Consider the following 20,396-nt stretch of genomic DNA (forward strand, 5'->3'; position numbering starts at 1 on the left):
TTACTTAGGCTGGCAGAGCTTCGTCTAGTCGTAAATCTGCGGTGGTTTCATTTGTTCCGGTAAAATACAGCTCCTGATATAGACTGGAAGTCGAAGTCTGCTAGACGATCAGCAACACCAAGAGATGTATGGCTGGCCTAGAGTAGTGGCTTGGGCAGTTCGACTATCGTGAATGATCCGGCCAAAGTACGCCGCGGGCTATCGTGTTCAGCTCAATGTTGGTAGGCCGAATTCTGCATGTGCGCATTTCACTTTTGGCGTAGGGACGATCGAAGTTAGAGTCGTTAGAGACGACTAGACACCCTAGTATGAATGCCCATGGGTCTAGTTTTGGACGCGGGAGGGCCGCCTTAGGCTACATGCGCCCGTCCTCGTTGCGTTGGTGGAAGGGTGTGTGCAGCAAGAAACCGCGCAGATGCCAATATAGACTACGGTTTGCGTCCAGTCGGACTGTTTTTACTCGTAAATTGGGCGTGTTGTCGATTTTCGATCGATGTCCTCCGCCAGATTTGTTTGAAAGCTTTGATTGTCTGCACCGTTCTTTAGGCTCTTGTACGCTGACCCCAGCATGCATGGTGTGCCTGAACGGAGCAGGTATGAAAAAGGCCTTCATCACGGGAATTACCGGTCAGGATGGCTCCTATTTGGCGGAGCTCCTGTTGTCCAAAGGTTACGAGGTACACGGCTTGATCCGCCGTGCGTCGACTTTCAACACCCTGCGCATCGAGCATCTGTACGTGGACCCGCACGTGTCCGCAGCAAAGCTGTTCCTTCACTACGGCGACCTCAGCGATGGCACGCGAATGTTGATGCTCATGTCCGACATTCGTCCCGACGAGGTGTACAACCTCGCCGCTCAGTCACACGTGCGCGTCAGCTTCGACGAGCCCGAACATACCGGCGACACAACGGGAATTGGATCCATACGACTCCTCGAAGCAGTAAGGCTGGCTGGAGTGAAGTGCCGCTTCTATCAAGCCTCGAGCTCCGAGATGTTCGGTGCCAGTCCACCGCCGCAGAACGAAGACACCCTGTTCTATCCGCGCTCGCCGTACGGAGCTGCGAAGGTCTACTCCTATTGGGTGACTCGGAACTATCGCGAAGCCTATGGACTCTTCGCGGTCAACGGGATCTTGTTCAACCACGAATCGCCCCGGCGTGGTGAAACATTCGTTACTCGCAAGATCACTCGGGCGGTTGCGCGAATCAAGGCCGGCGTCGAGAACCACCTCTACATGGGCAACCTCGATGCCATCCGAGACTGGGGGTACGCACCCGAATACGTGGAAGGGATGTGGCGGATGCTGCAAGCCGATCGGCCTCAGGACTATGTGCTCGCCACCGGCGGTAGCTACACGGTGAAGGATTTTCTGACAGTGGCATTCGAGCATGCGGGTCTCGATTGGCGGCAGTACGTGGAATTCGACGATCGCTATCTCCGACCGACCGAGGTGGACGCGCTGGTCGGAGACGCCAGCAAAGCAGAGGAAGTACTGGGGTGGAAGGCATCGGTGCACGCTCCCGAACTCGCGCGCATCATGGTCGATGCTGATTGTGAGGCACTCGCCCACGAAGGACAGCCCTGGATCGACACACCGGCGTTGAAGGACTGGCCATGAGCACACTGGAGTCGACGCAGAGATCCAGAACAATCGATCGTGATGCAACGTTCTACGTCGCGGGGCACAAAGGACTGGTGGGCTCGGCAGTCTGGCGACACCTCGACAGCCACGGCTTCACCAACCTGATCGGAGAGACCTCGACCGATCTGGACCTTCGTGACCGCACTGCGGTGTTCGACTACATCGAGCAGAACAAGCCAACCAACCTCGTACTCGCCGCGGCCAAAGTGGGCGGAATCCTGGCGAACAGCACCTATCCCGTCGACTTCATCTCCTCGAACCTGCAAGTGCAGGTCAACTTACTCGACGCAGCGCTACAGTTCGGTGTCGAACGTGTTCTCTTCCTCGGCTCGTCCTGTATCTACCCCAAGCATGCAGCGCAACCGATCAAGGAGGAATACCTCCTCACCGGTCCGCTCGAGCCGACCAACGATGCCTACGCAATCGCCAAGATTGCAGGAATTCTTCAGATTCAGTCGGTGCGCAAGCAGTACGGACTGCCCTGGATATCCGCAATGCCGACAAACCTGTACGGACCTGGAGACAATTTTTCACCGCAAAGCTCGCACGTTCTACCCGCACTCATACGCCGCTACGACGAAGCGGCAAAGGCGGGGACAGCTGCAGTCACCAACTGGGGCAGCGGTTCTCCCAAGCGTGAGTTTCTTCACGTGGACGACATGGCCTCCGCGTGTCTGCATCTGCTGGACCACTACGACGGTCCGAGTCAGGTCAATGTCGGAACAGGTGAGGATCAGACGATCAAAGAGGTTGCAGAGATGGTCGCCGACGAAGTCGGCTACTCGGGTCGAATCGACTGGGACACATCCAAGCCCGACGGCACGCCTCGGAAACTGCTCGATGTGTCGACGCTGAAGAAGTCCGGATGGAAACCTGCAATCTCGCTGCGTGAGGGCATAGCGTCGACAGTCCGTTGGTATCGGGAGAACGTCGATCGCATACGACAGTAGTCATCCACTCGTTTCAGGGCAGACTCGCCGATCCGGCTCATACCCCGTTCGCACCCAGCATTTCGGCAATCGCCGGCGACACCTTTGCTCCGTATTCGATTGTCATATGCGCAGAATCGGACTTCGTCGGGGTGGTGCCGACAAAGCTGGGGCAGTAGTTGTCAGGAGTACAGAACAGGCTGCGGGTGTCGACGTAGGTTCCTCCCACACGGTAGGCCAAGTTGCGGTCCGCCCGTGATCGCGCCTTCCACGTATCGGTCACTCTGCTCAGACAGTCGGCAGGCGTGCTGGTGCGCGTGTAGCAGTCCGCCGGCTTCTTGTCGTTCGGGGGAGCGGAGAGGATCAGGATCTTCCCCGCGTTCGCTGCGAACTGATCGGTGAGCCGCTTCACCCCAGGGATCCAGAGCTCCGCTGCAATGTCGGTGTGCAGATTGGTGATGACCACGATATCCGGCCTCACCTCGTTCACCGCGTCAATGGCAGCCGCTTTGCGTGCGGGGCACGCCGCGGACGTGTCTGCATCTCGGGTGTTCACGTCCATGTCGACGAACGTGCAACCGAACATCGCCTCCGAGCGGGCCTTCCATACGCCACCGCTGGCCTCGGCGAAATTCTTGATCGGTTGAACGAAGCTCATCGCCATCGAATCGCCGAGAATCATGATGGTCTCGGGTGCGTCGGCAGCGCCCCACGTGCACTGCTCCGGGCCCGGCCGGTCGACCAACCCGCATTCGGCAATGCCACCCGGAGCTTGAGCCCCACTGATGGCCTCGTCCATCGTGGGTGTCAGTGTCGGCCACTCGACTGCATTCACCGCGGCGTCGATCTCGGTCGCCAAGGCAGATTGCGCAGGGCCGAGGGGCACCGCGATGTCGTCTGGAGCAAGAGCGGCGTCGGCCACAGCTCTGGCCGGTGGGGTTGCAGGCGGGTCGAGTGGTTTGAGTGAGAACGCGGCCACGGCGATGGTCACCAGAGTCAACGCACCGAGTGCCGCGTACCGCACGGACGGCGGCCGAGACTTGCGGCCGATCTGATTGCGGCGTTTTCTCCGAGCCTCGGCGCGCACCGCCCTCGGTTCGAGGAAGTTGGACCGCCGAACTGGGTTCTCCACGAAGTGATACGACGCCACCGAGAGTCCGAACGTCATGGCCAGCACGGTGACGTAGTAGTAGGCGTCGACTTCCATGATCGATCCGAGGATCACGATGATCGGCCAGTGCCACAGATACAGCGAGTACGAGATGTCTCCGACGTACACACTCGCCTTGTTCGTCAACGGAGCGAGGTAGGGAGTGGCTCCGCCCGTGCCGGCCGCGATCACCATCGCTGCGCCCAGCACCGGGAGCGCGGCGGAAGGAGCGGGGAACGAGCCCGACTCGCTGATGACGAATGCACCGATACTTATCGCTGCGAGTCCCGACCACGCCAAGGGGGCCCGAGCAGCGCGGGGCAGCCGTGCGACCCAACCTGCTCCGATGGCGAGCAGTGCGCCCACCCCCAACTCCCACACCCGCGTGAACGTGGAGAAGTACGCCCAGGCCGGGTCGGTCGCGGTGTCGTGCAACGCCCACACGAACGATGCCGCGACGATCACGCCCATCACCGTCGCCGACAGGATGCGCTTGACGTTGCCGTGCCAGGATCGCCGCGTCACCAGTACTCCGATGGCGAGCATCAATGCCGGCCAGACGAAGTAGAACTGTTCCTCCACCGACAGTGACCAGTAGTGCTGCAGAGGCGAGATGGCCGCGTCCGCGTTGAAGTAGTCGGTCCCTTCCAGTGCGAACCGCCAATTCGATGCGAAGAAGAACGCCCAGACCGCGTCCGTGCCGATCGATGCTGCACGGGCCGGCGAATACACCAATACCCCAGCGACGCAGGTCATCACGAGCACCAGGGTGGCGATGGGCACGATGCGCCTGATCCGTCGGCGGTAGAACCCCGCGAACGAGATCGTCTGTGTCTTGTCGTACTCACGCAGCAGTAGTCCGGTGATCAGAAAACCGGAAACGACGAAGAACACGTCGACACCGATGAAACCGCCTTGCGGCCAACCGAAGAGGTGATCGACGATGACCAGCAGCACCCCGCTGCGGTCGAACGTGACGACGCGTTTCGTTCGTCCGAATGGGTGAAACAAACTGGATGTTCTTTACCTGCTGCGAGTCGAATGAAATGCCGGAATTCGGGTCATTTACCGATCGCGAAGACTGCACGGGTTTCTGCGTTCCTGCTACGTCGATGGCAGAGTTAGTCTGTGGCCATGACGTTGCACCGGAAGATCCTTCTCGGGGAGCTAGGCCAAGTGTTCCGGGACGTCGTCCTCAACCGGCTCGTCGCGAGTGGTGCAGTTCCCCGTAAGATCCGAACCACGTTGCTACGCAGAAGCGGCCACGATATCCACCCCTCCGCGCTGATGAACGCCGGGGTGTTTCTCGGTTCGTGGAGAGGGTTGACGATGGGTGAGCGTGTATTCGTGAACTATCGCTGCTTCTTCGATCTCGGGTCGACCGTGACCATCGGCAGGGACACTCGAATCGGATACGAGTCGATGTTCGTCACGTGTGGGCACGAGATCGGTGGTGAGTCCGATCGCGCAGGTAGACCGGTCGATTCGCCGATCACTGTCGGCGCCGGCTGCTGGATCGGTGCACGGGTGACGGTCCTGCCCGGTGTCCGCATCGGCGACGGGTGCGTCATCGCATCGGGCAGTGTGGTTGCGGCGGATTGCGAACCGAACGGTTTTTATGCGGGCGTCCCGGCGGTTCGTAAGCGCTGCCTGCCAACCGATTTGAGCACCGACGAACTCTGAAACAGGGTGTGTGACGCTTTCCGTACCGGCTTCGTGTAGGCCGACCGGTTTTGTCGGATTTTTTATCGATGGACTTCTGAAAAACAAAGCTTCAATCGGGAATTCGATTGTGAATGCAATTCAGAACTTCGCCTCTGATTCGATTTGTCCTGCATGTGATTAATTCTCACGCTAGGCTGCCGAAATACAGCTCAAATGGCATTTCGGGGGGAATGGGATGGGGTATGTGCCGATGAGTCTGGCCCACTACCGAACTCGTCCCGACCGGTTGCATGCGACGGTGTTTCCCGAGGCCGACTTCCTACGGGAACTGCCGGTGCCCAAGCGCGTCGGTCGCGTCGCACCGGTTCGGACACCTCGACCCCGGAGAGCGACTCGGCGGGAAGCAACACTTCGCTTTCCCGAACGGGCCTGGTTGTTCATGCTGGGGGCGACCTCCGCACTGCCACTGATGAATTTCACGGTCACCGGCTTCTCGGTGGTGTGCGTCGCCATCGGGCTGGCGTATTTTCTGCCCGGCACCCGAAGCCGAAACGACACCCCGTTGGTGCTGGCGGCTGTGGGAACAGTCGCCTACGTGGCCTCGGCATGGGTGAACGACACCAGCTACCTCTCGCCCGATGTCTTCGCGTTCGCGTCGTTCGCACTGTATTTCTGTGGAATCACGGTGCTCGCTCGCGACGTCGAGCGCATCGCCACGGTGCTGCTCGGCATCGCGTTCGGTTCGGTCTTCTTCTACGTCGTGATCGGCACGTTCCTCACCGCGACCGGTGGCGTCGTCGACCTCTGGAAATACGGGGTGGCTCCGGCCGCCACCATCACGGTGCTCTACTTCCTGGCCACATCCCGGATCGGCACGTCGGCGGTCGTGATCGCGCTGTTGGCACTGGGAGCGTTGAGCCTCGTGCTGAACTTTCGATCCCACGCCGTGATCTGCTGCGCGGTGGCACTGCTGCTCGTGCTCTCGAAGTACCGCCGCGGGACTCTGTCTCTCACCACCCGGGTGGTGACATTGGGGGTCTTCGCAGTGGGGTTCACCTGGGCACTGGAGTTCGCGGCGCGTGAGGGCCTACTCGGCGGATCGCTGCGCGAGAAGGTGCTCATGCAATCGAACGGTTCGGTGCCGATGTTGCTGGCGGGACGTACCGAACCGCCACTGTCCCTCACCGCGATCGTGCAGCAACCGTTACTGGGGTGGGGCAACGCCGACAACATCTCGCGGGCGGCCTACGTCGACGCTCAACACGTCGCCATGTCCTTGGGCTTCGAGAGATCGTTCCCCTTCGAGTACGCGTGGAAGCTCAGCGATGGATCGATCTCCCTCCACTCGGTGCTGCTCGGATCGTGGGCCGAAGCAGGGGTATTCGCGGTCCTGCTGCCGATCTGGCTGCTGTGGGCCTGCTATCGACTGATCTTCGTGGCCGACTCTGCCGGGCCGTGGACGCCACTGATGATGTACCTGGGCATGCAGACCATCTGGGACCTGATCTTCTCGCCCTGGTCCTACAACCTCCCCGCCGTGTTCGCCTGCCTCACATGCTGCTGCGTCGCAGTGCATTCCAACGGTCGCCACAACAACTCCACCCAAGACACACACCTGCTGATGCGTCTGCTGCGAGACAACCGAACACCCCGGAGTCGTAGCCTGCACGAGGAGAAGCGATGAACTCTCACGCGACCGTCAGCGTGGTCATCCCGACGATCGGCAGACCGAGCCTCGCCGGTGCCGTCGACAGCGCCCTGGCCCAATCGATCGATGTGTTCGAGATCGTCGTGGTGGCCGATACGACCGAACCCTTGGCCCTCCCCGACGACGACAGAATTCGCGTCGTGCGAACCGGGCCGGGATCCGGCGGAGCCAATGCGCGTCAATGCGGAATCCAACACGCGACGGGCGACATCATCGCCCTGCTCGACGACGACGATCTGTGGCACCCGTACAAGCTCGAACGTCAACTCGCCGAAGTGTCCGGTGCGGACAGTGAACGCTGGGTGGTCACCTGCAAGTGCGCGGTACGAGAGCCAGGACATCGCGAAAAGATATGGCCCAGAACGCTGATCGGTGAGCACCAGTCCGTCGCCGACTACCTGTTCACCCTCCGACGTTTCACCCTCGGCGACGCGATGTTGCAGAGCAGCACGCTGTGCTTCCCGCGAGAGCTCGCATTCCAGGTTCCGCTCAATTACGCGCCGGAGTCCATCCACGACGAACCGGGCTGGCTGATCGAACTCCAACGCACGGTGCCGGACTTGATCATCAAGCATGTGCCCGAATGCTTCTCGATCTACAACGTCAGCGAGAACTCCGTGTCTCGACAGTCGGCGGACGTGTCCGAGAAGTACATCGAATGGGGTCGCGAACACCTTCGTGGCGCGACCGCGCGTGTTCGAGGCGACTACTTCCTGTTCAGCGCCGTCACCGCGGCGGCGTCGGCACAATCGCTCGGCGGAATCCGCAAATCGGTGGCCAGCGGCTTCTCCGAAGGCAGGCCCGGACTGCCCGCGATGGTCTACGCCGCGGCGAAGTTCGGCAGAACTGCAATCCGGCAAGTGAGGGCCCATGCCCACTGACGCCACCCTGAGCGTGATCACCATCAGCTACCGCGACCTGGCTGGGCTGACCCGCACGCTGGCGAGCGTCGCCGAACAGACGTACGCGCCGCTCGAGCACATCGTCATCGACGGCGGTTCGGGCCCCTCCGTCGAGCAACTGCTCGAGCGTGCGAACCCGTCCTACTGGCAGTCCGAGCCCGACGCCGGACGCTACGACGCGATGAATCAGGGCATCGACCGCGCCACCGGAGATGTGGTGTGGCTGATGCATTCCGGTGACTGCTTCGCAGCCCGGGACTCCGCCGCGATCGGCATGGCGGCACTGGGTGCGGCGGGAGCCGTGCGAGACCGGTGGGGTTACGGCCGAGTCCGCATCGTCGGCGACCCGCTCCGCGAAGGTCTCGAATGGGGCTACAGCCCCTTCGAGATGCGACCGTTCGCCCTCGGTATTCGGCCGATTCCGCACCAGGCCGCCCTGTTCGGGATGGACCTCGTGCGAGACCTCGGGCACTACGACGTCGGCTTCGGCCTCGCAGCCGATCACCTGTACATGCTGGAGGCGGCGCAACGAGAACAACCCGTCGTCATCGACGCCGTCCTGTGCGACTTCGATGCCGGGGGTGCCGGCAGCGTTCGCCCCCAACGCGAACACTTCGCCGACATACGACGATCCTTGAACGTCACCGGCTATCACCCGTGGGGACGCCGGGGTCTGACCACCGTGGCATCCCGCATCGTCGAATACACCGCACGATCCAAACACACTGCACGCACGGTCCTCTCGCGTCGAACGCACGGGGGTGATCGATGATGGGCGGACGTCACCGCAGACCGAGCGAGATGGACGACGATGGCGACGGCGTCCCCGGTACGGGGCTCGACACCGTCGAACGCAGAGCCGTCGTTCTCAGTACCCTGTTCCGCATCATCGGGACGCCCGTCGTGGCCGTCGCCGGGCTGGTCAGCGCCGGACTCGTCATCCGCGCCACCGGACCGTCGGCGTACGGCGTCGTCGCGCTCGTTGCCACCGTGGGGCTTCTGCTGCCTTTCGCCGATCTCGGCATCGGAGCCGTGGTGACGAGTGCGACCGCACGATCACGGGACCCCATCAACGACGCCTACGCGCTCGCGGTGATCCGCCGCGCGTACCGAATCCTGGCGCGCGTGAGCATCGTCGTGGCCGGGGTGGCCGTCGCGGTGATGATGTTCGACGGCTGGGGCGCGCTCATCGGAACCACCACCGGCCCCGAGGACCGGCTCGTCATCACGATCGCAGTGGCCCTGTTCGGTGTGACGATTCCGGCGGGACTGGGACTGCGCATCCTGATCGGAGTGGACCGCGCACAACTGATCGTCGTTGTGATGGTGAGCAATTCGCTGTTCGCGCTACTGGTCACCGTCGGAATGTATGCCGGTGGCGTCCGCGGGATCTGGTACGTCCTGCCGCCACTCATCGGTGCTTTGCTCGGAAACCTCATGGGAACGATTCTGGCGCTGAGAGTTTCGGGTCTCGGGATGTCGGTGTTCCGGAGAGCGGCGCTGCCGATACCGACCAAGGGCCTGCTCGAGGGGTCGCTGTGGTTGTTCGTCGTCAGCGTCGGGATACCTTTCGGCCTCCAAGTCCAGCGAATCGTGCTCTCGCATCTGTCCACTCCCCTCGAACTGAGCCGATACGCGTTGATGGCACAGTTGTACGGTCTGTGCTGGTCGGTGTTCTCCACCGCGGCGCTGGCCTTCTGGCCGATATTCGTCAAACGCCGATCGGCAGCCGAACAGACCGTCAGCCTCTGGTTGATGTCGACGCTGGGCTTCGGTCTGGTCGCGCTGGTCGCGGCGGTCCCGCTGGTGCTCCTGAGTCCGTGGCTTGCGGATGTGCTCTCGGGCAACACCATCGACATCCCGTCGGTACTCGCCGGAGCGTTCGCGGTTCTGCTCGTCGCCCAATGCCTCCATCTGCCGTCGGGGATGCTGCTGACCAAGCCGACCGAGGCGCGGTGGCAGGCGGGATGCCTCGCCGCCATGGCGGCGGTCACCACCGCCGCGGCGATTGCGGTGGCTCCGACCACCGGGGCCGCGGGGGTCGTGCTCGTCACTGCGGGGGCGGTGGTGTTGTGCCAGTTCATTCCGGACATGGCGTGGGTTCCGCGGTTGGTACGGCAGCGCGGTGCCGACCCATCCACCCCACCTGCACGCATCGAACTCAGCACCGCAGCGAGGATCCCATGATCGACGTCTCGAAGTTCCTGCCACTGTTGCGCAGCCTCAACAGGATCGACCAGAACGCCTACATGAGTGTGGTGGTGAGACTGCTCGAGCATTCGGGCGTGGCGATCGAGGGCAGGCCGTTGTGGATCTCGTCCTCGGTGTTCCTCGACAATTCCGGCCCCGGGTCGATCACCTTCGGCGACCGCTGCGTCGTGTCGGATGCCGTCAAGATACTCACCCACGACTTCTCCCTCGACAGAGTGGCCGAAGCGCGCGGAGAACTTCCCCCCGACGAAGAGTTGTATCGCCGTGCCCCGGTATCGATCGGCGCACGAGCATTCGTCGGGTTGGGAACGGTCATCATGCCCGGTGTCGTGGTCGGCGACGACGCGATCATCGGAGCCGGGTCCGTGGTGACGCAGTCGATCGCACCGGGAGATGTGGTGGCAGGCAATCCTGCTCGCCGGATCTGTACGACCGACGAGCTGTGGGACAAGAGGCGGTCGGAATTCGAAGTACGGAAACGGAGACGCTGATGCGGATCACTCTGATCGGACTCAACTACAAACCCGAAGTCACCGGGATCGCGCCCTACACTGCCGACGTCGCGGAGGGCCTGTCGCAGCGTGGGTACGACGTCCACGTCGTCACCGGCTTCCCGCACTACCCGCAATGGGCTCCCGATCCGCGTTACGCAGGCCCGACCATCGAGGAGATGGTGGACGGTGTGCACGTCACCCGGCACCGCCACTACGTTCCGGGCAGCATGACCGTCACCCAACGCGCGCACCTGGAACTGTCCTTCGGTACCAGGGTGGCGCGCAGCCGGATCCCGTCCTCGAACGTGGTGGTGTGCGTATCGCCTGCGCTGGTGTCCACCGGCCTGGTGATGGCCCGACTCAAAGCGCAACCCTTCCGGCCCGCGCTGGGGGTGTGGGTGCAAGATCTCTACAGTCGCGGAGTCATCGAGACGGGCACGATGCACGGGTCGAGTGCCGGTGCGACAACGAATCTCGAATCCGGCATTCTGCGTGCGGCCGACGGAGTCGCGGTGATCCACCGACGTTTCGCCGAGCATGCCCACACCGCACTACGGGTACCGGAGAGCAAGCTCACCGTCATCCCGAACTGGACGCACATGCCGCATCAGGCATCGATGAGCCGCGACCACGCGCGTGACCTGCTGGGGTGGTCACGAGATGCGGTGATCGCACTGCATGCCGGCAACATGGGCCTCAAGCAGGGACTGGAGAACGTGGTCGAGGCCGCGCGAGAGTCGGACCGGCGTGGTGGCCCGGTGCAGTTCGTCCTGATGGGCGACGGCAATCAGCGGCAGATACTCGAGGAACTGGGTACCGGCATCTCCAGCCTGAGATTCGTACGATCCCTGCCGGAGAAAGAATTCAGAGCTGCCCTCGACGCAGCGGACGTGCTGCTCGTCAACGAGCGGCCCGAGGTGTCCGAAATGGCTGTCCCCAGCAAGCTCACGGCCTACTTCGGCAGCGGCAGCCCCGTCCTGGCCGCCACTGCTGCGGGCAGTGTCACCGACCAGGAGGTGCGATCGGCCGGTGCAGGCGTGCGGGTGGACCCCGCGAACCCGGCAGCGTTACTGGAGGGAGTGATCGAACTGGCCTCGGACCCCGACAGATCGGCGCAGTTGGTCGGGTCCGGTAATCGGTATCTGCGACACCACATGTCTCGGGACGTCGCCCTGGACAGGTTCGAGGAATGGGTACATGCGCTGGCGAGCGCTCATCCCACGAAGGCTCGAACCGCGTCGAGCGCGAGTTTGGGGGTGTAGTCCGATCGCACCAGACCGTAGTTGTAGTCGGGCACTGCGCTGCCCGTCATCGAGTCACGGAAGTCGAAGACGAACACCGGGCCCGCATACGGCAGCTGTGTCAGCGCGGTGATGCCGTCGACCAGAATGCTTGCCTGCCGTTGCTCGTCGACGCCCGAACTCGTTGTGGGTGCGCCGAACTCGGTGAACCAGATTCGCTTGCCCGCGTCGCCGTGGCTTTCCATGACGGTGCGGACCTTCGCGATCTCGTGGGCCGAGGACCACGGTTCGGTGGGTTCGCTCAACAGTTGCGGGCTGCTGTAGGGATGCATCGCCACGGCATCGAAGGTCTCGGCTCCTGCGCACCGGTACAGGGCCTCGACGAATGTCGCGGGCGACAGATCGTTGCTGGAATCGACTGCGGGAGAGGTGGGTCCGGTGATCACCAGTGCGCCGGGCGCGGCCTCGCGAATTGCCGCGGAGCTCGCCGACAGAACATCGCAGTACCGGACGGGATTCGCGCTCGGACCGTAGCTGGCTGCGACGTTCGGCTCGTTCCAGATCTCCCAGGCACCGACCTGGTCGCGATAGCGAGACGCTGCGGCAGAAACGAATTGGGCGAACCGTTCGGCAGAGGCAGGCGCGGGATGTGTGACGAGTGCGTAGTCGGCCGGTACCGCCCACGTGGGTGCCCAGGTGACTACTCCGAGCACTGCGAGATTGCGCTCGGCGGCCCACGCCATTTCCCTGTCCACCCGACTCCAATCGAGGATTCCCTCGACGCTTTCGATCTCGGACCACTTGACCAGCAACCTGATTCCCTCGAATCCGGCATCGGCGACGGAGTCGATGTCGCGTCGGGCGTCGGAACCGGGCATCCCGATGCTGGCGACATTGCTGGCGACGTGCACCGAATCCCACTCCGAAACGGGAGGCGAGCTCGTTTCCGGACTTCGTTCGGGCTCAACGCTTGTCGAGCACGACGATGCGAGAAGCAGCGCACATGCCAGCGGAACCCATCTGCGTCGCACGGCCATACGATGCAGTATGACGGGTGGACACCACGGCTGCGCGACCTTAGATTTGCACCCATGCCGCCGTACACCGCGAAGAAATCCTTTTTGATTCGCTTGGCTCGAATCTGGGCGCGGCCGCTGTGGTGGGGTGTGCTCACATCGGGGAACGAAGACCTCGTGCGAGCAGACGTCGCGAGGTGGATCGAATGCATCGGCAACGATGCTCTGGTCCCCTTGGACGAATACTCGCGGTTCGCCTACCTCGCGGGTGCGCTGCACGAATTTCGGAACGTCGTCCACTTCAGACTGCGGCAGAGCCCCCTGCCGGTGCGGATCGCTCTGAAGAAGATCTACCGACCGGACCGGACCATTCTGCTCGAGTCGGATTCCATCGGCCCCGGGATCTTCCTGCACCACGGCAACGGAATCATGGTCTCGGCAACCTCGATCGGCCGAAATTTCTGGGTCAACCAGCACGCGTCCGTCGGCTACTCACCGAAGGGGCGACCCACCATCGGAGACGACGTCATGGTGGCGGCCGGAGCCGTCGTCACCGGTCCGATCGTGATCGGAGACGGTGTCACGATCGGGGCCAATGCGGTTGTGGTGAAGGATGTTCCGCCGGGCACCGTCATGGCTGCGCCGCTGGCGCAGCCGCTCAGGAAACGCACGTGATCGGCCGATCGCTCGCCGGCTTCACCGGAGCGGGATACGACAAAGGCAGACCGTTCCACATCCAGGTGCTGTGGATGCTCGCATCGAGCCTGCTGGTCTCGCCGTGGTGGTGCCCCAATTCGATTCGGCTGCAAGTCCTCCGGATGTTCGGTGCACGGATCGGCGACGGAGTGTCGATCAGGCACCGCGTCCGCATCCACTGGCCGTGGAAGCTCACCGTTGGCGATCACTCGTGGATCGGTGAGGACGCCTGGATTCTCAACCTGGAACCGGTGACGATCGGAACGAACACCTGCATTTCCCAGGCCGTGCTGCTGTGCACCGGCAGCCACGACCGGCGCTCGGCGACATTCGAGTTCGACAACGCACCCATCGTCGTGGGCGACCGAGCCTGGATTGCGGCGCGGGCGACCGTTCTGCGCGGGGTCAGCATCGGTGACGACGCAACGATCGGAGCAACGGCACTGGTGACCGCCGATGTAGCCGAGGGCGCGACGGTGCTGGCACCCGCCGCCCGCCGTCTGGAGTGAGTGGCGTGATGCGCATCCTGCATGTGGTGACGCTGATATCCGAGGACGGTGCCTACGGCGGGCCCGCACGGGTTGCGCTCAACCAGGCCGACGCGCTCGCCGATCTGGGCCACGAGGTGACCGTCGCCGCGGCAGGCAACGGACCTCCGCCCACCGCAGGTGCCGTCGACATCCGGTTGTTCCGACCGCGAACGGTGATTCCGCACAGTGGATTTGCAGGCCTCGCCGCTCCCGGCATGCTTCGGTGGTTGGCCGAGCACGCGAGGACGTTCGACGTCGCCCACGTCCACCTGGCCCGTGATCTGGTGACACTCCCCGCTGCCGGTCTGTGTCGACTGCGCGGTGTCCCGTCGGTGGTGCAAACCCACGGAATGATCGATGCGAGCGACAAACTGCTCGCCCGCCCGCTCGATGCTGTGGCCACACGATCCGTCCTGCGCCGATCGGCCGCAGTCTTCTACCTCACCGAGCGAGAACAAGCCGATTTGGTCGAGGTGGCGGGCACGGGGATGAACCTGGTGAATGTGATCAACGGCGTTCCCGCGTTGCCGGAGAAGATGCCGAACACCGATCCGGAAGTGTTGTTTCTGGCGCGCCTCCATCCGCGGAAGCGGCCAGATCTTTTCGTGGATATGGCGGACATTCTGGTCCGCGAGAACGATTCGGTGACCTGTGCGATGGTCGGCCCTGACGCGGGAATGGCACACTCCATCGCGCAGCGGACCGGCCCCCGGATTCGATGGGAGGGGCCGTGCGCCCCCGAGATGACGGCCGAACGCATGCGAGCGGCCACGATCTATGTGCTGCCCTCCGTCGACGAGCCCTACCCGATGTCGGTGCTCGAGGCCATGGCGGTCGGGCTGCCGGTCGTGGTCACCGACAGCTGCGGTCTCGCACCGGACATCACCCGCATCGGCTGCGGAATCGTGGTTCCAGGCGGTGAGCTGCAGCCGCTCGTCGACGCTGTGAGATTGCTTCTGGGCGATGCGAACCTACGCGCCGAGATGGGCAGGCGAGGCCGGGTGGCGGCGCGCACCGAGTTCGGTACCGACGCCGTCGCAAAGATGCTCGACGAGCAATATCGACAGGCGGTGCAGCATGTCTCGCGGTAGAGCGGCGCTGCTGATCCTGGTGGTGATCGTCGTCGTGGCCGGCGTCGTGGTCGTCGGCCTGCGGTACGACGCGACGCGCACCGAGCCCGGATCGTCCGACGTCTCCGCCGCGCCGTTCGTTCCATCGTCCAACGGGGGACCGACCGCCGTCTTCATCGGAGACTCGTACGTATCCGGCGCGGGTGCGAGCGATCTCGGCCATCGATGGACGTCGATCGTCGCGGCCGACAAGCTGTGGACCGAGCTGAACATCGGAATCGGTTCCACCGGATACGCACTCGCGGCACCGGACTGTGGAGCAGAGCGATGCGGCAGCTTCCAGGAGATGGCCGGATACGCCGTGACCTTGAAGCCGCCGATCGTCGTGGTGGCCGGCGGCACCAACGACTTCACCGAGTTCGTTCGCGACCCGACCGAGACCGTCAACGCGATCTACGACACCATGGGCACACTTCGTACCGGGCTCCCCACCGCACGCATCATCGCCGTCGGACCTTCTTCGGCGGGCGAGGTTCCGCCGTTCGTCACCGCCTACGAGGGCGTGGTGCGCGACGCGGTGAACGCAGTCGGCGGAGAGTTCGTGTCACTGACCGACCCGGACGTCATCGACGAGGACATGCTCGATCCCGACGGAGTGCACGTCGACGACCGGGGACACGCTGCCATCGCCGACGCCGTCGAACAGGCCCTGAAGTAGCGGTTCTCACCCCAGTGCCGTCTGCACTCGCCGGCTTATCGCGCTGTGGCCCAGGTTGTCCACGTTCTCACCGTCCGGGAGCACGGTCGCGGGATCGACCACCGGTGGATCGAGCAGTGAAACATATTGCGCACCAAACACTTCGGCCGTATCGCGGACGTCGCGATCCAGTCCGAGAACCGTATCGGTGGCTTCGCCCGTAGTCGACGGACCGACGGCGATGATGCGCGCATTCGGCAGGGCATTGCGAATCTCGATGTACGTCGTCGCAATGGCAGCCTGTACCGCTGTCGGATCCTCGGCGTAGGCGGCCACGTCGTTCTGGCCACCCGAGACCACAACGATCGACGGATTCGTCGCCACGGCGTCGAGCGCCGTCGTCTGATAATTGGGGCACGTATCCAGTCCGCACACCTCCGCGCCAGCCGTGGCGAGATAGCCCGTGCCTGCCACGCCGAAGTTACGTTCGTCCCAGTTCATCGCCGCCGCCAGCAGGGATGTCCACCGCTCGCTCGACGGCTCCGCTCCGACACCCTGTGTGTACGAATCTCCGACGAACGCGGCGACAGGTTGCGGTGCCGCAGGTTCGGTGGTCGGCGAAGCGCTGGTGGTGGTGATCGGCGGCTGCGGGGTGGCCGGAGTGAAGGCAGCGACGGAGTCGGTGTCCGGAGCTGCCTCGCGCGTGAAGTTCACGAACAGCGCAACAGCGACGAAGGTGAGCGCAGCGACGACTGCTATCGCACCACTGACCTTCCACCACACATCTCGCGACGCACCGCGCAAACCGGCCATGACGGTAGATTCTGCCCGACGCAACAGTTCGACGGTCCGGTTATTTCTGCGCGACTCGGAGAAAGACCGAAAGCGTCGGTCGAGAGTGGCGAGGATCACCTCGAGTTTCGCGGGTGCCCGATTACTGCTTATCGTCGCACCGCAGAGGGGTCTGGCAGTGCTGCCAGCGGGGGACGGTCGGCACGTCGGGAGTCCGAAATCGGGTTCCGTAGACCCGATGAATCCTCACAACGGGACATTTACTTGATTGTGCTCGTGAATCAAACGAATGAATTGTGAGGAGAGACGCGGCTTCTCATCCGGTGCACGGAAATGAATTACCTATGTAACGATTGAGCCACGCAGTGACACGTTGCGAGTTGTACGAACGAACGAGGAGCGCGAAAGCATGGAGATACAGGATTATCTGAGAATCCTGAAGGCGAGGTGGATCATCATCGCCGTCACCGTGATCGTCGCCATCCTGGGTGCGTTGGGCGCGTCCCTGTTGACGACGCCGCTCTACGAGTCGAGCGCACGGATGTTCGTCTCCACCTCCGGTGGAACGTCGGTGAGTGAGACGTACCAGGGCAACCTGTTCTCGCAGCAGCGAGTGGCGTCCTACTCGGAGTTGGTGACCAGCGAGGCACTGGCAGCCCGAGTGCTCGACGTCCTTCCCCTCGGACTGACGCCGTCGCAGTTGGCCGCGAAGGTCAAAGCGTCGTCGACTCCCGACACCGTTCTGTTCGACATCACCGTCACCGACCCGTCCCCTGCGATTGCTCGCGACATCGCCAACGCGATGGCCTCGGAGCTGACGTCACAGGTACGCGACCTGGAGACCCCGGAAGACGGCGGAACCCCGTCGGCGGGCGTCAAGACCTTCCAGCAGGCCGACGCGTCCGCATCACCGGTCAGCCCGAACACCAAGCGCAACCTCGCCCTCGGTGCCGCCGTCGGTCTGTTGCTCGGTATCGCACTTGCCGTATTGCGTGATCGTCTGGACAACACCATCAAGGACCGTCGAGAGATCGAGTCGATCTCCGGCAAGGCGTTGGTGGGTACCATCCCGTTCGACAAGGAGCGCAAGACGCATCCGGCCGTCGACTTCCAGGATCTCGCCCAGTCGTCCAGTGCCGAGGCGTTCCGCGAGCTCCGCACCAACCTGCAATTCCTCGAAGTCGATCATCCTCCTCGCGTCATCGTCGTCACCAGCGCGATTCCGAGCGAGGGCAAGACGACCACAGCGGTGAACCTGGCCGTCGCGCTCGCCGAAGCCGGACACCACGTCGTTCTCGTCGAGGGCGATCTGCGTCGCCCCCGCATCTCGAAGTACCTGGGGCTCATCGGATCCGTCGGCCTCAGCACTGTTCTCGCCGGACAGGCCAAGGTGGACGAGGTGCTGCAGCCGACCAGGTACGAGGGTCTTCAGGCTTTGGCGTCCGGCCCGCTGCCGCCCAACCCGTCCGAGCTGTTGGGCTCGGAAGCATCTCGCGCACTCATGGTCGAGCTGCGCTCCAAGTTCGACTACGTGATCGTCGACGGCGCTCCGCTGCTGCCGGTCACCGACTCGGCCGTTCTCACCACCCACAGCGACGGCGCTCTTCTGGTCACCCGCTACGGGCACACCAAGAGCAACGAATTGTCCAGGGCCATCGGCAATCTCGAAACCATCGGGGCGCACGTCCTGGGTGTGGTGCTGGCATTGACGCCTTCGAAGAAGGGCGACATGTACAGCTACTCGTACAACTACTCCGCCGACGCCAGCCTGCCCAGGCAGACGGCACCGCCGGTTCCAGCGCCTCAGGCTCCGGTAGCAGCGCCGGCTCCTCCGACCCCCGCGGCGGCACCTGCTGCGCCGCAACCGGCCTCGGTGCGGCCCGGATCGACCCAGACCGCATCGGCTGCACCGAGCGCAGCCGCACGTACCGCAGCCCCCGCTGCCGCGCCGTACTCTCGGGCACGTCGCGCCGAGACACCCGGCGATGTGCCTAGAAACGGCGTCGAGAACCCCGGCCTGAGGAAATGAGCACTGGGTGATCGTGTGCGTCACGATCGCCCAGAGCTTCGCTTGGAAAGTCACTCGTGCCGAGGACAACCGCCGCAAGGGTCATCGTGGCGAGTGCAACCGGGTCCATCTGCAACCGGGACGATTCGGTTGCGACGGTCACCGCGGTGGCACAGCGCGACAACTCGGCTCAGTCGCGGGTCCAGCAGCAGGCAGCGCAGGCGCACACTCGGGTGTGCTCGCGCCGACCTGTGAGGGTGGCTACGAGAAGGCGAATCATGGCGGTCACGCCGCATATTCGTGACCGATCACAGTATGGATGGGTCCGACTTCGGCCCGTCCGGATCGGGCGAATAACGCGAGATGTGGAGCGCGACCAAGCCGGTCGATTCCAGAGCCTCGAGACTGGGAGATGGGGGTCGGGGTGTCGTTGCGTAGTTTCGTGAAGACGGTGATCGCGGGCTGGAGCGTCGTCGCCGTGTCCATCGTGCTGTCGATGGCGACGGCATTCGGAATCACTTCGCTGATCACGCCGGTGTACGAATCTCGCACTCAGATGTTCGTCTCCACCTCGGGGTCCACGACTGTGAGCGATACGTACGTGGGCAACTTGTTCGTGGGGCAGGCCGTGTCGTCGTACGTAGAATTGGTGACCAACGAGGCTGTGGCCTCGAGAGTCGTCGCCGATCTCGCGCTCGATCTCACTCCGGCGGAGTTGATAGACAAGGTGTCGACGTCGTCCTCGCCGGATACGGTCGTGTTCGATATCGTCGCCACCGATACCTCGCCGGAGCTCGCGCGCGATATCGCGAACACCATGGCCACGGAATTGAGTGCAGTCGTAGCGGAGCTCAACGACCCCGGGAACGGGGAGCCGCCCTCGGTGGTGTTGAGGATGTACAGCCAGGCTGAAGCGTCCGATGCACCGATCAGCCCGAACACCCGGGCCTATCTGGTGGGCGGAGCAGCAGTGGGACTACTCATCGGAACCGTGTTGGTGCTCGCCCGTCACCGAGCGAGCGGGACCGGACGCTAGACGCGCCGCGCGACCGCCGACACTGCGCGGGCAAGTGCGTCGGACAGTTCACTCTCGCTGGTGGAACGAGCTGACAGGTCCTGATCGTCGAACACGGCCTGGGACGCGCCGATGGCGAACAGGATTCTCCAGGTGGCCTCGGCATCGGCGTCGCTCGTTCCGAACCTCGCCGACAGCCAGCCGGTCACGGTGTCTGCCAATTGATGGTTGGTGCGAACGATCCGTGCGGCGAACAACTCTCCGTCGGTCGTGTTGCGGGACTGGATGAAGAACGCGCGCATGGCACCCCGGTGCTCGGCGAACACCGCGAGCGCGGCTTCGGCGAGCATCTGCACAGCTCGGTCGTCGTCGGATTCTTGTTCTGCGGCTGAAAATGCCGCTGCAGCAGCGTGTTCGATGCGAGTCAGCACGTCTTCCTGGGCCGCCATCAGCAGGCCTGTTCGATCTCCGAAACGATGGTAGATGGACCCGTTGGACCCGCCGTAGCGCTGGGCGACGGCAGCGATCGTCACCGCCTGTAGGCCACCCTCGTGCAGCAACTCGATGGTCGCCGCCACCATTCGCGCAGTGGATCCTTCGCTGCGGGACTGCACGGGCGTACGCACGGC

19 protein-coding genes are annotated in these 20,396 nt (G+C 63.5%); 15 read left to right on the forward strand and 4 right to left on the reverse strand.

Annotation, left to right across the window (positions count from 1 at the left end; all coding sequences use genetic code 11):
- Window positions 1–596: 596 nt before the first annotated feature.
- Both gmd and CH249_RS11645 read left to right on the forward strand, forming a co-directional pair.
- On the forward strand, window positions 597–1,619 hold the full coding sequence (gmd, locus tag CH249_RS11640) for a GDP-mannose 4,6-dehydratase (RefSeq protein ID WP_094683535.1): 1,023 nt from the start codon (window positions 597–599) through the stop codon (window positions 1,617–1,619).
- Window positions 1,616–2,593: a GDP-L-fucose synthase gene (locus tag CH249_RS11645; protein WP_094683460.1), complete on the forward strand. Its 978-nt coding sequence runs from the start codon at window positions 1,616–1,618 to the stop codon at window positions 2,591–2,593. Before gmd ends, CH249_RS11645 begins: the two co-directional genes overlap by 4 nt.
- 37 nt (window positions 2,594–2,630) lie before the next feature.
- On the opposite strand, the gene CH249_RS11650 is transcribed toward CH249_RS11645, so the two are convergent.
- Window positions 2,631–4,733, reverse strand: coding sequence for an acyltransferase family protein (locus CH249_RS11650; protein WP_094683461.1), 2,103 nt, complete (start codon window positions 4,731–4,733; stop codon window positions 2,631–2,633).
- Window positions 4,734–4,856: 123 nt separating this feature from the next.
- Between CH249_RS11650 and CH249_RS11655 the strand changes: the two genes are divergently transcribed.
- The 7 genes from CH249_RS11655 (at window position 4,857) to CH249_RS11685 (ending at window position 11,964) form a co-directional block, all read left to right on the forward strand.
- Window positions 4,857–5,405: a DapH/DapD/GlmU-related protein gene (locus CH249_RS11655; RefSeq protein WP_094683462.1), complete on the forward strand. Its 549-nt coding sequence runs from the start codon at window positions 4,857–4,859 to the stop codon at window positions 5,403–5,405.
- 232 nt (window positions 5,406–5,637) lie between these two features.
- Entirely contained in the window at window positions 5,638–7,071 is a 1,434-nt protein-coding gene (locus CH249_RS11660; RefSeq protein ID WP_256988278.1) for a hypothetical protein, read from the forward strand.
- On the forward strand, window positions 7,068–7,976 hold the full coding sequence (locus CH249_RS11665; RefSeq protein WP_094683463.1) for a glycosyltransferase family 2 protein: 909 nt from the start codon (window positions 7,068–7,070) through the stop codon (window positions 7,974–7,976). Before CH249_RS11660 ends, CH249_RS11665 begins: the two co-directional genes overlap by 4 nt.
- Entirely contained in the window at window positions 7,966–8,769 is an 804-nt protein-coding gene (locus CH249_RS11670; protein ID WP_094683464.1) for a glycosyltransferase, read from the forward strand. Before CH249_RS11665 ends, CH249_RS11670 begins: the two co-directional genes overlap by 11 nt.
- A 29-nt stretch (window positions 8,770–8,798) precedes the next feature.
- Window positions 8,799–10,184: a lipopolysaccharide biosynthesis protein gene (locus CH249_RS11675; RefSeq protein WP_094683465.1), complete on the forward strand. Its 1,386-nt coding sequence runs from the start codon at window positions 8,799–8,801 to the stop codon at window positions 10,182–10,184.
- On the forward strand, window positions 10,181–10,699 hold the full coding sequence (locus CH249_RS11680; protein WP_094683466.1) for a DapH/DapD/GlmU-related protein: 519 nt from the start codon (window positions 10,181–10,183) through the stop codon (window positions 10,697–10,699). Before CH249_RS11675 ends, CH249_RS11680 begins: the two co-directional genes overlap by 4 nt.
- Window positions 10,699–11,964 (forward strand): glycosyltransferase family 4 protein, encoded by a 1,266-nt coding sequence (locus tag CH249_RS11685; protein WP_094683467.1) that lies wholly within the window; start codon window positions 10,699–10,701, stop codon window positions 11,962–11,964. The genes CH249_RS11680 and CH249_RS11685 overlap by 1 nt, the downstream gene beginning before the upstream one ends.
- Here CH249_RS11685 and CH249_RS11690 read toward each other — a convergent pair.
- Entirely contained in the window at window positions 11,916–12,854 is a 939-nt protein-coding gene (locus tag CH249_RS11690) for a cellulase family glycosylhydrolase (protein WP_094683468.1), read from the reverse strand. The genes CH249_RS11685 and CH249_RS11690 overlap by 49 nt on opposite strands.
- Window positions 12,855–13,034: 180 nt before the next feature.
- On the opposite strand from CH249_RS11690, the gene CH249_RS28195 reads away from it, so the two are divergent.
- Genes CH249_RS28195 through CH249_RS11705 form a run of 4 tightly spaced genes read left to right on the forward strand, consistent with a single transcriptional unit; the run spans window position 13,035 to window position 15,973 of the window.
- Entirely contained in the window at window positions 13,035–13,634 is a 600-nt protein-coding gene (locus CH249_RS28195; RefSeq protein WP_217901381.1) for a serine acetyltransferase, read from the forward strand.
- The gene (locus tag CH249_RS28200) at window positions 13,634–14,164 is read left to right on the forward strand and encodes a DapH/DapD/GlmU-related protein (RefSeq protein WP_256981052.1); all 531 of its coding nucleotides are present in this window, start codon (window positions 13,634–13,636) and stop codon (window positions 14,162–14,164) included. Before CH249_RS28195 ends, CH249_RS28200 begins: the two co-directional genes overlap by 1 nt.
- Before the next feature lie 8 nt (window positions 14,165–14,172).
- The gene (locus CH249_RS11700; RefSeq protein ID WP_094683538.1) at window positions 14,173–15,276 is read left to right on the forward strand and encodes a glycosyltransferase; all 1,104 of its coding nucleotides are present in this window, start codon (window positions 14,173–14,175) and stop codon (window positions 15,274–15,276) included.
- Window positions 15,263–15,973 (forward strand): SGNH/GDSL hydrolase family protein, encoded by a 711-nt coding sequence (locus CH249_RS11705; RefSeq protein ID WP_094683469.1) that lies wholly within the window; start codon window positions 15,263–15,265, stop codon window positions 15,971–15,973. Before CH249_RS11700 ends, CH249_RS11705 begins: the two co-directional genes overlap by 14 nt.
- 6 nt (window positions 15,974–15,979) lie before the next feature.
- On the opposite strand, the gene CH249_RS11710 is transcribed toward CH249_RS11705, so the two are convergent.
- Window positions 15,980–16,765: an SGNH/GDSL hydrolase family protein gene (locus CH249_RS11710; RefSeq protein ID WP_094645953.1), complete on the reverse strand. Its 786-nt coding sequence runs from the start codon at window positions 16,763–16,765 to the stop codon at window positions 15,980–15,982.
- 388 nt (window positions 16,766–17,153) lie between these two features.
- Between CH249_RS11710 and CH249_RS11715 the strand changes: the two genes are divergently transcribed.
- Together CH249_RS11715 and CH249_RS11725 are read left to right on the forward strand one after the other, a co-directional pair.
- Window positions 17,154–18,773, forward strand: a complete 1,620-nt coding sequence (locus CH249_RS11715) for a polysaccharide biosynthesis tyrosine autokinase (protein WP_094683470.1) — start codon at window positions 17,154–17,156, stop codon at window positions 18,771–18,773.
- A 391-nt stretch (window positions 18,774–19,164) separates the two neighbouring features.
- On the forward strand, window positions 19,165–19,788 hold the full coding sequence (locus CH249_RS11725; protein ID WP_256988279.1) for a YveK family protein: 624 nt from the start codon (window positions 19,165–19,167) through the stop codon (window positions 19,786–19,788).
- Here CH249_RS11725 and CH249_RS11730 read toward each other — a convergent pair.
- On the reverse strand, window positions 19,785–20,393 hold the full coding sequence (locus CH249_RS11730; protein WP_143544430.1) for a TetR/AcrR family transcriptional regulator: 609 nt from the start codon (window positions 20,391–20,393) through the stop codon (window positions 19,785–19,787). The two genes, CH249_RS11725 and CH249_RS11730, sit on opposite strands and share 4 nt — an antisense overlap.
- Window positions 20,394–20,396 lie beyond the last annotated feature (3 nt).

This window comes from Rhodococcus sp. 05-2255-3B1 (assembly GCF_002258545.1).
Classification (GTDB): domain Bacteria; phylum Actinomycetota; class Actinomycetes; order Mycobacteriales; family Mycobacteriaceae; genus Rhodococcoides.

Coding starts and splice junctions, on each gene's coding strand:
- gmd (WP_094683535.1), top strand. CDS start 597: ATGAAAAAGGCCTTCATCACGGGAATTACCGGTCAGGATGGCTCCTAT.
- CH249_RS11645 (WP_094683460.1), top strand. CDS start 1,616: ATGAGCACACTGGAGTCGACGCAGAGATCCAGAACAATCGATCGTGAT.
- CH249_RS11655 (WP_094683462.1), top strand. CDS start 4,857: ATGACGTTGCACCGGAAGATCCTTCTCGGGGAGCTAGGCCAAGTGTTC.
- CH249_RS11660 (WP_256988278.1), top strand. CDS start 5,638: ATGAGTCTGGCCCACTACCGAACTCGTCCCGACCGGTTGCATGCGACG.
- CH249_RS11665 (WP_094683463.1), top strand. CDS start 7,068: ATGAACTCTCACGCGACCGTCAGCGTGGTCATCCCGACGATCGGCAGA.
- CH249_RS11670 (WP_094683464.1), top strand. CDS start 7,966: ATGCCCACTGACGCCACCCTGAGCGTGATCACCATCAGCTACCGCGAC.
- CH249_RS11675 (WP_094683465.1), top strand. CDS start 8,799: ATGGACGACGATGGCGACGGCGTCCCCGGTACGGGGCTCGACACCGTC.
- CH249_RS11680 (WP_094683466.1), top strand. CDS start 10,181: ATGATCGACGTCTCGAAGTTCCTGCCACTGTTGCGCAGCCTCAACAGG.
- CH249_RS11685 (WP_094683467.1), top strand. CDS start 10,699: ATGCGGATCACTCTGATCGGACTCAACTACAAACCCGAAGTCACCGGG.
- CH249_RS28195 (WP_217901381.1), top strand. CDS start 13,035: ATGCCGCCGTACACCGCGAAGAAATCCTTTTTGATTCGCTTGGCTCGA.
- CH249_RS11700 (WP_094683538.1), top strand. CDS start 14,173: ATGCGCATCCTGCATGTGGTGACGCTGATATCCGAGGACGGTGCCTAC.
- CH249_RS11705 (WP_094683469.1), top strand. CDS start 15,263: ATGTCTCGCGGTAGAGCGGCGCTGCTGATCCTGGTGGTGATCGTCGTC.
- CH249_RS11710 (WP_094645953.1), bottom strand. CDS start 16,765: ATGGCCGGTTTGCGCGGTGCGTCGCGAGATGTGTGGTGGAAGGTCAGT.
- CH249_RS11715 (WP_094683470.1), top strand. CDS start 17,154: ATGGAGATACAGGATTATCTGAGAATCCTGAAGGCGAGGTGGATCATC.
- CH249_RS11725 (WP_256988279.1), top strand. CDS start 19,165: ATGGGGGTCGGGGTGTCGTTGCGTAGTTTCGTGAAGACGGTGATCGCG.